Source organism: Paraburkholderia sp. 32 (assembly GCF_050435345.1).
Classification (GTDB): Bacteria; Pseudomonadota; Gammaproteobacteria; order Burkholderiales; family Burkholderiaceae; genus Paraburkholderia; species Paraburkholderia tuberum.
Genome location: NZ_JBNDKD010000001.1, coordinates 188,373 through 200,376 on the forward strand (window position 1 = coordinate 188,373; position 12,004 = coordinate 200,376).

The 12,004-nt window shown below is 62.0% G+C and carries 13 protein-coding genes; 5 read left to right on the top strand and 8 right to left on the bottom strand.

Features of this window, described 5'->3' with window-relative positions:
- The 3 genes from OKW26_RS00865 to OKW26_RS00875 form a co-directional block, all read right to left on the bottom strand.
- Positions 1-1,026, bottom strand: a complete 1,026-nt coding sequence (locus OKW26_RS00865) for an amidohydrolase family protein (protein WP_429352359.1) — start codon at positions 1,024-1,026, stop codon at positions 1-3.
- A 71-nt stretch (positions 1,027-1,097) separates the two neighbouring features.
- Positions 1,098-2,456: an MFS transporter gene (locus tag OKW26_RS00870; RefSeq protein WP_429352360.1), complete on the bottom strand. Its 1,359-nt coding sequence runs from the start codon at positions 2,454-2,456 to the stop codon at positions 1,098-1,100.
- 518 nt (positions 2,457-2,974) lie between these two features.
- The gene (locus OKW26_RS00875; protein ID WP_167368753.1) at positions 2,975-3,121 is read right to left on the bottom strand and encodes a hypothetical protein; all 147 of its coding nucleotides are present in this window, start codon (positions 3,119-3,121) and stop codon (positions 2,975-2,977) included.
- Positions 3,122-3,340: 219 nt separating this feature from the next.
- Between OKW26_RS00875 and OKW26_RS00880 the strand changes: the two genes are divergently transcribed.
- The 3 genes from OKW26_RS00880 (at position 3,341) to OKW26_RS00890 (ending at position 5,341) form a co-directional block, all read left to right on the top strand.
- Complete coding sequence (locus OKW26_RS00880; protein WP_187619723.1) at positions 3,341-3,922, top strand: cytochrome b/b6 domain-containing protein; 582 nt, start codon at positions 3,341-3,343, stop codon at positions 3,920-3,922.
- 3 nt (positions 3,923-3,925) lie between these two features.
- On the top strand, positions 3,926-4,720 hold the full coding sequence (locus OKW26_RS00885) for a molybdopterin-dependent oxidoreductase (RefSeq protein WP_429352361.1): 795 nt from the start codon (positions 3,926-3,928) through the stop codon (positions 4,718-4,720).
- 219 nt (positions 4,721-4,939) lie between these two features.
- Positions 4,940-5,341, top strand: coding sequence for a DUF3597 domain-containing protein (locus OKW26_RS00890; protein ID WP_090809158.1), 402 nt, complete (start codon positions 4,940-4,942; stop codon positions 5,339-5,341).
- A gap of 264 nt (positions 5,342-5,605) precedes the next feature.
- Here OKW26_RS00890 and OKW26_RS00895 read toward each other — a convergent pair whose 3' ends face one another.
- On the bottom strand, positions 5,606-5,878 hold the full coding sequence (locus OKW26_RS00895) for a hypothetical protein (protein WP_084754487.1): 273 nt from the start codon (positions 5,876-5,878) through the stop codon (positions 5,606-5,608).
- Between the two features lie 329 nt (positions 5,879-6,207).
- Positions 6,208-7,908: a Na/Pi cotransporter family protein gene (locus OKW26_RS00900; protein WP_429352362.1), complete on the bottom strand. Its 1,701-nt coding sequence runs from the start codon at positions 7,906-7,908 to the stop codon at positions 6,208-6,210.
- A 376-nt stretch (positions 7,909-8,284) separates the two neighbouring features.
- On the opposite strand from OKW26_RS00900, the gene OKW26_RS00905 reads away from it, so the two are divergent.
- Both OKW26_RS00905 and OKW26_RS00910 read left to right on the top strand, forming a co-directional pair.
- Complete coding sequence (locus OKW26_RS00905) at positions 8,285-9,025, top strand: 3-ketoacyl-ACP reductase (RefSeq protein ID WP_090809155.1); 741 nt, start codon at positions 8,285-8,287, stop codon at positions 9,023-9,025.
- A 174-nt stretch (positions 9,026-9,199) separates the two neighbouring features.
- Positions 9,200-9,604, top strand: a complete 405-nt coding sequence (locus OKW26_RS00910; RefSeq protein ID WP_429352363.1) for a Fis family transcriptional regulator — start codon at positions 9,200-9,202, stop codon at positions 9,602-9,604.
- Between the two features lie 16 nt (positions 9,605-9,620).
- On the opposite strand, the gene OKW26_RS00915 is transcribed toward OKW26_RS00910, so the two are convergent.
- From OKW26_RS00915 to OKW26_RS00925, 3 genes are read right to left on the bottom strand one after another with little or no spacing between them, the layout of a single operon-like run.
- Positions 9,621-10,949 carry a c-type cytochrome gene (locus OKW26_RS00915; RefSeq protein ID WP_429352364.1) on the bottom strand — a complete coding sequence of 443 codons (1,329 nt, stop codon included), beginning with the start codon at positions 10,947-10,949 and terminating at the stop codon, positions 9,621-9,623.
- Positions 10,949-11,365: a hypothetical protein gene (locus OKW26_RS00920; RefSeq protein ID WP_184067424.1), complete on the bottom strand. Its 417-nt coding sequence runs from the start codon at positions 11,363-11,365 to the stop codon at positions 10,949-10,951. Before OKW26_RS00920 ends, OKW26_RS00915 begins: the two co-directional genes overlap by 1 nt.
- Entirely contained in the window at positions 11,362-12,003 is a 642-nt protein-coding gene (locus OKW26_RS00925) for a cytochrome c oxidase subunit 3 (protein ID WP_090810416.1), read from the bottom strand. The genes OKW26_RS00920 and OKW26_RS00925 overlap by 4 nt, the downstream gene beginning before the upstream one ends.
- Between the last annotated feature and the right edge of the window lies 1 nt (position 12,004).

Here is a 12,004-nt window from a genome sequence, read left to right on the forward strand (position 1 = left end):
TCACAGCCCCTTCGTTTTCAGCAAGGCGTCGAGACGCGGATAGACGCGCCGCGCGTTACCTTCGTAGATCTTGTAGCGCTGCTCCGGATTCATATCCGCGGCTTCGACGTAGCGCTTCGTGTCGTCGAAATAGTGACCGGTTTGCGGATCGACGCCGCGCACCGCGCCGATCATTTCGCTCGCGAACAGGATGTTGTCCACGGGAATCACGCGCGTGAGCAGGTCGATACCCGGCTGATGATAGACACAGGTGTCGAAGAACACGTTGTTCAGCAGATGGTCTTTCAGCAAGGGCTTTTTCAGTTCCTGCGCGAGGCCGCGGAAACGACCCCAGTGATACGGCACCGCTCCGCCGCCGTGCGGAATCACGAAACGCAGCGTCGGGAAATCGCGAAACAGGTCCGAGGTCAGGCATTGCATGAACGCGGTGGTATCCGCATTCAGGTAGTGCGACCCGGTGGTGTGGAAGCACGCGTTGCAGCTCGTGCTCACGTGAATCATCGCGGGAATGTCGTACTCGACCATCTTCTCGTAGATCGGATACCAGGAACGGTCCGACAACGGCGGGCTGGTCCAGTGGCCGCCCGACGGATCGGGATTCAGGTTGATCGCGACATTGCCGTACTGCTCGACGCATTTGACGAGTTCAGGAATACAGGTGGCCGGATCGACACCCGGACTTTGCGGCAGCATCGCGGCCGGCACGAAGTTCTCGGGAAACAGCCGGCTCACGCGATAGCACAGTTCGTTGCAGATCGCGGCCCACGTGCTCGAGATTTCGAAGTCGCCGATGTGGTGCGCCATGAAGCTCGCGCGCGGACTGAAGATCGTCAGATCGAGGCCGCGCTCGCGCATCAGTTTCAACTGGTTGTTTTCGATCGACTCGCGCAGCTCGTCGTCGCTGATCTGCAATTCCGACCCCTTCGGCATCCCGGAAGGACTCTTGATGCCTGCGATCTGGCGGTTGCGCCACGTCTCCAACGCTTTCGGCGCGGTGGTGTAGTGTCCGTGAATGTCGATGATCACCGTGATTCCTCAGTAGATGAATTTATCCAGCGGCGCCCGCGAAACGCACGCGCGCCGCGTTGCCTCACGCCTCAATGCGCGATATTCGGCTGCGCCACCGTTTCGGCGCCGTTCACACGCTGGCTCACCAGGATGGCAATAGCGGCGAGTGTGGCGGGGATCGCGAGCATCGCCAGGATCGCGCCGAACTGCCAGCCGAATCCGAGCAGCGCGCCGCCGATCGCCGAGCCGAAGATGCTGCCGAAGCGGCCCATGCCGAGCATCCAGCTCACACCAGTCGCGCGCGCAACGGTCGGGTAGCGGCCGGGTGCAAATGCGTTCAGACCGGTTTGCGCGCCGCTCATGCAGAAGCCCGCGGCAAACACCAGCAATGCAAGCGACGAAGACAGCGCGCCGATGTAGCCGAGCCCGAGCACGCACAGTGCGCCGCCGATATACGCGGCGCTGATGACCGGCGCTGGACGCGCCTTGTCCATGAGCCAGCCGACGAGGATCGCGCCGATCGTGCCGCCGATCTGGAACATCGCCGTGACGTTGGCCGCGGTCGTGACCGACAGACCCGCATCCTTCATCAGCGTCGGCAGCCAGCCGGTCAGCAGATAGATCACGAGCAGGCCCATGAAATACGTGACCCACAGCGCGATCGTCATCGAGCCATAGCCTTGCGAGAACAGCACGCCGATCGGCTTGCGCGTCGGCAGCGGCGGTTCGTTCGACACGAACACTTCATTGCCCGCGAAGTGCACGCCGCACACACGGCCAAGCACCTTGCCGATACGCTGCGCGGGCGCGCCGCGCACCGCGAGCAGACGGGCCGACTCAGGCAGCAGCCAGATCTGGAACGGGATCAGCACGAGCGGCAGCGCGCCGCCGAAAATCAGCACCGCGCGCCAGCCGTGAACCGGAATCAGCCAGCCGGCCGCGAAGCCGATCAATGCCGAGCCGAGATTGAAGCCCGTGAACATCACGGTGATCAGCAGCGCGCGCTTGCGTTGCGGTGCGTACTCGGACAGCAGCGTCGTCGAGTTCGGCATCGCGGCGCCGAGACCGACACCGCTGAGCAGACGCAATGCTGCCATCGAAAACGGCGATTGCGCGAACGCAGTCGCGATCGTGAACACGCCGAACAGAAACACCGACGTAATCAGCACCCACTTGCGGCCGATGCGGTCCGATGCCGGACCCGCGAACAATGCGCCAATCACGAGACCGAGCGGCGCCGCGCTCATCACGAGTCCGAATTCGGGGCGCGAAATCGCCCAGTCATGAATGATGGAAGGCGCGACGAAACCCATGATCGCGACGTCCATGCCGTCGGCGGTCACGATCAGAAAACACAGCACGACCAATAGCCACTGGTAGGGCGAAATCGACCGTTCGTCGATGAACTTCTTGATATCAATCCTGTTACCGCTGGTAGTACTGGTCATCAAAACTCTCCTGTCTCCTTCATTGGTCTCATCGCGCGCTCGAAGCGGGTAGCTTCGCAAAGTACGTCGACTCCGTAACCATCGTGGCGATGGGCTCCCACTCGGCTTACTCAAATAACTGGCATGAAGGTACGTTTCGTCCTTCGCGGGCCAAAGCGCGGGTTAACCATTGGGTCGATGCGAGTATCCGCATTCTCAGCGTTCCGCATAGCATCGGCGAAGCCCGTCCGATTCGCGCAAAGCCCCGCTGGACAAGCGTTCAAACCAGAGTCACGGCCCTTCGAAGCGGGCTTTTCGAACGCCTGCCGGTGCACACTCTGATAAACAGAACAGATGAAGCGGGAATGAACTCGCATAGAACGGCAGTGAGACGCCCGCTTTTCCGATCAACATGGATGCGCCGCGCTGGTAGCGGATTTGCCCCACACAAAAAGGGCACAAAAAGAAAAAAGCGGCTGACCGTGCTATGGCCATTCCGGTTCGGCTGAGCCGGCCTCGCGAGACCGGTTGGTACTGAATTACCGTTGTGCGCTACCCGGCTCAGGGTGCTGCGACACCCCTTCCGCGCTGCAACCTTCGAGCCAGCGTCCGTCCGTAGTCAGGAATGTCGTATGCTGCGTTTCCCATGCGGCGGGACGGCCTTCCTGCGCGATGTGCATCGTCATTGAAAGTCGATAGCAAGAACGAAAAGATTTCAGACACGACGGAATAACCGTCGATCGATCGCGTTACCGCTTCGGGCGCAATGCCAGTCTGACGCTCGCGGCGTACCTCGTCGCCCGATCCTGCCTGCGGCCCCATACCGGCGCCGACGGCATCCCGTTGACGGCTCCCGCGGCACCGGAATGATTGTCAACGAGCATGGAGTGGCCTTGAGGCACAACATGGTTCAACCCGGATGGGTGCGAATTACGCACTGGATCAATGCTGTCGCGGTCGTGCTGATGGTAATGAGCGGCTGGCAGATCTACGACGCGTCGCCGATCTTTCCCGCAATTGAGTTTCCACCTTCGATCACGCTTGGCGGCTGGCTCGCCGGAGCGCTGCAATGGCATTTCGCAGTGATGTGGCTGCTGGTCGCGAATTTCATCGTCTATCTGGCGCTGAATCTGGCGACCGGACGCTTTCGACGCAAGCTGCTGCCTGTCCGGCCGAAACAGTTGGTCGCCGATCTGCTCGCTGCGCTGAGCGGGCGCCTGAAACACGACGACCTCGCGCACTACAACTCGGTGCAAAAGCTCGCCTATCTCGTCGTGATCGCCGACATCCTGCTGATCGTGTTGTCGGGGCTCGCCATTTGGAAGTCGGTGCAGTTCCCGCTGCTGCGCACGCTGATGGGCGGATATGACAACGCGCGCGTGGTGCACTTCATGTGTATGAGCGTCCTGGTGGCGTTTTTCGTCATTCACGTTGCGATGGTTGCGCTCGTGCCCCGCTCGCTGCTGTTGATGCTACGCGGACGGTAAATCATGACGATCCGAAAACGAACCGCGCAACAAGGCACCTTCCTCGCGACGCATGGCGAGTCGATCATTCGCGATGCTCAGCGCGAACTCAAATCGCCTGCGCGCCGGCTGTTCGGCCGCCGGCTGCTGACGTTAGGCGGCATCGCGCTGCTGTCCGGTTGCGATCTGACCGACGACAAGGCGGTGAATACCGCGCTGCGCCGCATCTCGTTCTTCAACGACGACGTGCAGGCACTGCTGTTCGATCCGAACAAGCTGGCGCCCACGTATCCGGCATCGATGATCACACGGCCGTTTCCGTTCAATGCGTTCTATGGCGTCGACGAGGTGCCCGAAATCGATGCCGCGACCTACCGTCTGCAGGTCAGCGGCCTCGCGCACGGCAAGCGTACGTGGACGCTCGACGAACTGCGCGCGCTGCCGCAGGAAAGCCAGATCACGCGTCTTATCTGTGTCGAAGGATGGAGCGCGATCGGTCGCTGGGGCGGCGTGCGCTTTTCCGAATTCCTGCGCCGCGCGGGCGCGGACACGAGTGCACAGTACGTGTCGCTTCATTGCGCGGACTACAACTACTGGACGAGCATCGACATGCCGACGGCGCTCCACCCGCAGACGCTGCTCACGCTGACTTACGACGGTGACGTGCTGCCGCCGAAGTATGGTTTCCCGATGAGGCTGCGTGTGCCGACCAAGCTCGGCTTCAAGAATCCCAAGCATGTCGTCGCTATCGAAATCACGAACCAGTATCCGGGCGGCTATTGGGAGAACCAGGGCTACAACTGGTTCAGCGGCTCGTGACGCAATGATGTTGTTCTCCTTCCATCAACCACGCACAGCGTCATGTTGACGTGACGCGGGCTGAGTCGTGTCAGGATCATTGCGCGCGGACCAATACGAGCAGTCGACGGGTTGACAAAATATTACGTTTTTCACCGTGGTAGATCGCGTAGCATAGTGGGGGTATGTCCTGCGAGCGCCCCCACTCGCATTCGTTATTCAACCGCGGAGATTTCGGAAATGAGTATTTTTGGTGACATCGTGCACAAGCTGTTCGGCAAAGCGAAGCCGGACCAACCTCCCCCCGCGACAGAACCCACCCCCGACCCGGCCGCCGCGCAAGCCGCGACGCCCAGCGCTCCCGCCGCGCCCGCGCCGCTGACCGACGTCGACGTGGCCGCCGTGATGGATCAACTCGTCAGCGAAAGCGGACAGACGTTGAACTGGCGTACGTCGATTGTCGACACGATGAAGGCACTCGGCGTCGACAGCAGTCTCGAACACCGCAAGCAACTTGCCCAGGAATTGAAGTACAGCGGGGACATGAACGACTCCGCGAGCATGAACATCTGGCTGCACAAGCAGGTGATGCAGGCGCTCGCGGCAAACGGCGGCAAGCTGCCGCCCGATCTGGCAAGTTAAGCAGGACGAAGCAGGCGTTTCGCAGTAAGCGAAGCGCAGTGGAAGTCGCGCAGTAAAAATCACGCAGTAAAAATCAAACACTCAGTCCAGGTTGCCCGGTCGAAGCACGAAACCGGGCAACCGGACACTTCTCCGCTCGGCAATCAATGCTCACACAATCGACTATCGAGAGCGTGCATTGCACACGCCCGCGACAGCACGATTGCCATCAGCCCACGTATCGAATCGCGGGTGACGGAACACATTGCGATGGAATAGACGCGGCTATTGCGCCGCGGTGAGCTTGAGTCCCGGCCGCAACGGCTGGGGAGACTCCAGAGGAGCCTTGCGTTCGTCCGATACCTGTTCGATTCCCTTTCGCGTGACTTCTTCGAGGAAGGTCAGGCGAGCCCGATAGTAATCGGCACGCAGCTGTGCGTCGAGCACGAGCTGTTCGGCCTGAAACAGTTCCATGCGCAAGTTGTTCAGCGCGCGTTCGGCCTGTTTCTCGGGAGTAGGAGCATGTTGTGAAGCCCAGTTAGCAAGCCACCTTATCATGGTGAAGCCCTCCTTGAGTTCAATGCTCTGCTGCGACAAAGGCTATCAAATTATGGATGCGGCGTGTGTTAAATCGCTTCAGGCGTTGCTTATTGTGCGAGCTACCGCGGGTCGTCGCACGATCGACTTCACCGCCGCGCCTTGACTACTGATACCACAACACGCGCGAGGCGAAAAAAACCCGCACAGCAAAGGCGGGCAATCCCACTCTCTTTGAAAGCGTGTCACGAGGATGACACGCCACAAGTTTAGAGCTCGTGCAACCCCAACGTCCGTGTGCTGGCGATCACTTTGCGCGAATATATCGATCTCCAATCATGCGTCGCGCGCTATTGCAGCTCTTGAAGCGCTGCCACATTTTTCGCAATGGCCCGCGCGAACTGCGCGATCTGCCGGCCCTGCTCGATCAGATCCATGGCGGTCCGGAACGTGACCACGTCCGCCTTGTCCGCCAGCTGAAGCTTCGCGAGCACGACCTGACGCGCGGTCGCGGCGAGCTTGTCGATGCCGGCCTTCGCGTCGATGACCTTCGCGACCTCTTCCGGATCGCGCGTCTCGATCGTGCGGATCGACTGCTCGAGATTGCGGATCACCGCCTCGGAAAACTGCGTGGTCGCCGCATCGCGCAGACGCAGCAGATCGATCTGCTGCGTCATTCGTTGTTGTCCGACCGTCATCAGCGTCAGGCCGACAATGCCGCTGATGCTCTCCAGATGACTCGTGACCTGCGTGTAGCCGACCACCTGCTGACCTTCTTCCTCCGAGTGCTGCCGCTGCGACAGGCGGCCGATATATTGAAGAATCTCGAAGGCCAGCCGGTCGCTTTCCTTGTCCTGATCGAGCATCTGATTGATCTCTTCCATCGTGCCGGTCGACACCATCTGCGAGCCGCGTTGCACAACGTCGAGCACCTGCGCGCCGAGCCGGGTCAGCTCGATACGCACGCGTTGCAGTGCAAGCGCCGGCACCGCCAGCGACGTCTCGTCGAGATACTGCGGATCACCCGCGGGTTTGGCGGCCTTCGCGCGCTTCGGCACGACCAGTTGCGCGAGCCGCGCGATCGGACCGGCAAACCAGATCAGCAGCAGCGTGTTCGCCACGCTGAACAGCGTATGCACATTGGCTACCTGACGCGGCGCCTCGGCCGCGAGGCGTGCAAGCCCTTGCAGTTCCGGATGCGACGGCGATATCCAGCGCACGACCTCCGCCATCTGCGGAATCAGGAAGAGCGCAATCACGACGCCGAGCACATTGAAGATCAGATGCACGACGCCGACCTGCAACGCTTCCGGTGGCTTGCCGATCGAGGCGAGCAGTGCCGTGCCGCAGGTGCCGACATTCGCGCCGAGAATCAGCGTGATGGCGGCTTCGAGCGGCATCAAGCCCTGGCCGCTCAACGCAATCACGACCGCGAGCGTCGCCGCCGAGCTTTGCACAACCGCGGTGAAGACCGCCCCCACGATGACGCCGACGAGCGGATTGCGCATGTCCTGCATCGCGTCGATGAACGGCTGATAGGTGCGCAGCGGATGCGTGGACTCGCCCATCAGCTGGATGCCCATGAACAGCAGCCCTAGCCCCATTACGACGCGGCCGATCTGCCGCAGCAGCTCGCGCGGGGCAAACGCGTGCAGCACGAAGCCGATCGACAGCATGTAAGGCGTCAGACGCGAAACGTCGAAGGCGATGATCTGCGCGGTGATGGTCGAGCCGATGTTCGCGCCCATGATCATCGGCACCGCCTGGGTCAACGTCATCAGGCCGGCGGACACGAAACCGACCATCAGCACCGTCGTGATGGTCGACGAATTCAGCAGCGCGGTCACGACGGCGCCCGCCACCACGCCGCGAAACCGGCTTGCGGTCAGCACGCCGATCAGCGACTGCAGTTTCGATCCCGCGATCGCCTTCAGGCCGCCGGTCAAGAACTCCAGACCGAGAAGAAACAGCGCGAGGCCGCCAATCAACAGCCCGAAGATCCCAAGGAAGTTCAACCTGTCGGGATCGATGTCAGCAAGATAATCAGCCATCCTGATGTGCCTCTGATGATCACACGAATAGAGCGGGAGCGAGGGACGGCTTCGCGCCCCGCATCGACGACCGTGCAGGCAGCCTACCGCACGGTGTCCGGGGCAGGTACTTAAGCTAACGCTAAGGGTAAGAGGAAGACGGCGCGCAGGCAAGGACGGGAGGGCGGCCGGCAGTCTCGAGCGACCCCGGAGTTCGCAAAGCATGCAACCCGCAATCGACGTAATTCATTGCCACGTCAAGCAACGATTCCACCCCTGATTTGGCAGTTAACCCGTAGGTGAAAATGCCCATCGTCCCAGCCGTTGGCCGCTGCCAATAATAGGTCCATCCTCCAATCAAACTTGCTCAATTCACCCCAAACAAGAAGGAGGACTTATGGCAAACCGTGTTGCATACGTAACCGGCGGCATGGGCGGTATCGGAACCGCCATTTGCCAGCGCTTGCACAAAGAGAACTACACCGTCATCGCGGGCTGCGGCCCGAACTCGGCGCGCAAAGCCCGATGGCTGGAAGATCAGAAAGCGCTCGGCTATAACTTTGTCGCATCGGAAGGCAACGTCGCGGATTGGGAGTCCACCGCGAAAGCGTTCGAGAAGGTCAGGAAAGAAGTTGGTGAAGTCGACGTGCTCGTCAACAACGCGGGCATCACGCGCGACGGCATGTTCCGCAAGATGACGTTCGAAGACTGGGAAGCGGTGATCGACACCAATCTCACGAGCCTGTTCAACGTGACCAAACAGGTTATCGAGGGCATGGTCGGCCGAGGCTTTGGGCGCATCATCAACATCTCGTCGGTCAACGGCCAGAAAGGCCAGTTCGGGCAAACCAACTACTCCACGGCCAAGGCCGGCATTCATGGCTTTACGATGTCACTCGCGCAGGAAGTGGCGACCAAGGGCGTGACGGTCAACACCGTGTCGCCGGGCTACATCGGCACCGACATGGTCAAGGCCATCCGTCCGGAAGTACTGGAAAAAATCGTCGCGACAATTCCGGTACGGCGTCTCGGCACGCCGGAAGAGATTGCGTCGATCGTCGCGTGGATCGCGTCGGATCAAGCGGGCTTTGCGACCGGGGCGGATTTCTCGCTGAACGGCGGTCTGCATATGGGCTAGCGGGAACGGCGCCGCGTCGCGCGCGGCGCAGCCGTTTTCCGTTATGGACGTTGTCAGGTTCCGTGATGGTGGAGCGGCCGGCGCGAGCCGGCCGCCTCAGTGACGCTTATGACCAGAAAAGCGAGCCCTGCTCGCGCTGCACCCGCGAAGTCGCCGCGCACGCACCCGAAGGCTATGCTGCGCCCGATCGTACCTGCCAAAGCAGGCGAAATTTCGCTCGACTATCACATGACGCTCGAGGCATTACGCAGCGGCGCCGCCAACCAATATCACGTCGGCAGCATGGCGCAGGCCATTTACATGGCAATGCTGCTGAATCAGCGCGGCTATGGTTCGGCCGTACCCGAGCTGTTTCGCGACGCGGAGGGCGCGATTCTGCGCTGCCGGCAGGCGGGACTCGAAACGGGCATCTGCGTGGTCGATCACGACGCCTACGCGCTACTCGGTCAGGTTCTCACGCTCTTCGATCAGCAGCTCGCGGCGGCGCCAGTACGGGAGTTGATCGCGGTCAATGCGAAGCTGAAGACGCTGTTCAGCGCCGCCAATGGCCACTGCGACGGTAACGAGAACACCGCATGACGAGGCGCGTTGGCATTTACTTGCGCAATGCGCCGCGCACGCTCGACACATCGTTTCGCGTGACCGGTCCGGCCGCATTTCCCCATGTGGTCCGAACAAACGTGAGCACGCGCGCCATTTCGGTGTCCGTCAGCTTGCCGGCGAAAGACGGCATCTTGCGCGGCTCCGGTCCCGACTCGGTATGCGGACTGCCCCCGCCTTCGACCAGCAAGCGCACCAATGACGCGCTCGACGCCGACAACACCGCGGGGTTGCCCGCGAGGCGCGGATACTTGTTCGGCACCCCCGCCCCATCCATCTGATGACAGCGCGCGCAATACGATGCGTAAATGCCCGCGCCGGGTCTTTCCACCTCCCCGGTTTTCAGCGCCCGTACGGTTTGCTGCGCGGCGGCGGAGCGGGCGTTGAAATAGCCGCTTGGCGCGCGCGGCGGCAGGCTCTTCAAATACGCGGCGATCGCCGCGAGATCGTCGTCGCTCAGGTACTGCGTGCTGTCTTCGACGACCTGCACCATGCTGCCGAACGGGATGAGTCCGCCGCCGTGGCCGTTTCGAAGGAACTCGACGATGTCGGTCGCGGAACTTCGGCCAAGCCCCGAGCCCGGGTCGGCGCTCAGGTTCGGCGCGAACCAGTGATCGTTGGTGCCTCCCGTCAGATAGGCCGATGCCGACTCGTCATAGCCGCGCTCTTCGTACGCCGGTCCGCGCGGCGTGTGGCAGGCGCCGCAATGGCCGAGCGATTGCACCAGATACGCGCCGCGATTCCATTGCGCATCGCGTTTCGCATCGGCTTTGAACTGGCCTTTCGGCGCGAATGCCCAGTCCCAGAACATCAATACCCAGCGCTGATTGAATGGAAACGGCAAGCGCGTTTGCGGGGCAGGCGCCGCGACCGGTTGCACGCCGTGCATGAAGTATGCGTAGAGAGCATGCATGTCGTCATCGGTGATCTTCGCGAACGACGGGTACGGCATCGCCGGATAAAGCCGCTTGCCCCCGGGCGCGATGCCCTCGCGCAACGCGCGTGCGAAGTCGTCATAGCTATACCGGCCGATGCCGTATTGCGGATCCGGCGTGATGTTCGACGTATAGATCGTGCCGAACGGCGAACCCATGCCGAGGCCGCCGGCAAACGGCGGTGTGGCCTCAGGCGCCGCGCCCGGATGCGGGACGCGCGGCGCGGCGGTGTGGCAACCGGCGCAATCGGCGGCTTTGGCGAGATATGCGCCGCGCGCGACCTGCGCGGCGTCGGTGGAGGCGCTGGCGGCGTTTGCGGTCGCTGCTATCGTCAGCGGGCATGCGGCCGCGATGGCGAACCTGAGCGCGTTGAGAACGTCGCGCTTCATCACCACCACCTGCACGGCGATACGATCGCGACCGCGGCATCCGTTGCGATCAATGCGAACAGAAACAGCGTGCTGCACATCACCGCGACGTGCGTCAGAAACCAGTCGAGTTCGGCACGCGTGCGGCGCTCGCCGTTCAGCGCACCGAACTTCAGTGGCGCGACGCGGCGCAAATTGCGCCACGCAACCCACGTGCCGAACGCGCCCGCGATCAGACACACGGTGCCGAGCGCGACGAGCGCCGGACGCATCCACGACACGAGCGGCGCGCCGAGCGGATGGTTGTGCGGATAGCAGGCCTGCGCCGCGAGCGCTTCCGCGAGCATCATCTGCAACAGCCACGCGAACGGCGCCGCGAGCAGACCGATCAGCACGTAGGGCATCGAGATGTGCGAGTCTCTGGGCGCTGTCGTCATGACCACTCCCGGAACAGATACGGCGTCAGATACAGCGTGCTGAAAATGAACAGCCAGACGACATCGACGAAGTGCCAATACAGCCCACCGACCGACAGCGCCGCGCAGCGTTTGTCGTCGAAATAGCCGAGCGCGGTCCAGATCGCCAGCAGCGTCAGCACGACGATCCCGACCAGTACGTGCGCCATGTGAAAGCCGGTAATCGTGAAGTACAGCGAACCATAGAGATGCGAGGTCAGCCCATAGGGGTGGTTGTGCCATTCGCGCAACTGAATGCCCAGGAAGATGCAGCCCAGCACGATGCCCACCGCCATCGACGCGACACCGAGCCGCAATCGCCGCCGACGCACGCAGCGCTCGCAGAACCAGACGAACACGCTGCTCGATAGCAGAATGACCGTATTCGCGCTGCCGAGCCCGAGCTTCGGCAATCCTTCCGGCGGCCAATGCTGCTGGCTTTGCGAGGCCAGATACAGATACGAGAAGATCAGATAGCCGAACAGCGCGCCTTCGGTCGTGATCAGCGTGAAGCAGCCCCACCAGCCGCTCGATCGCTCGCCCGCGCTGCCAACCGGCAACGCACGCGCGGTCTCGTCCGGTTCGCTCGACGAGCGATTGAGATCCAGTGCATCGCTCATG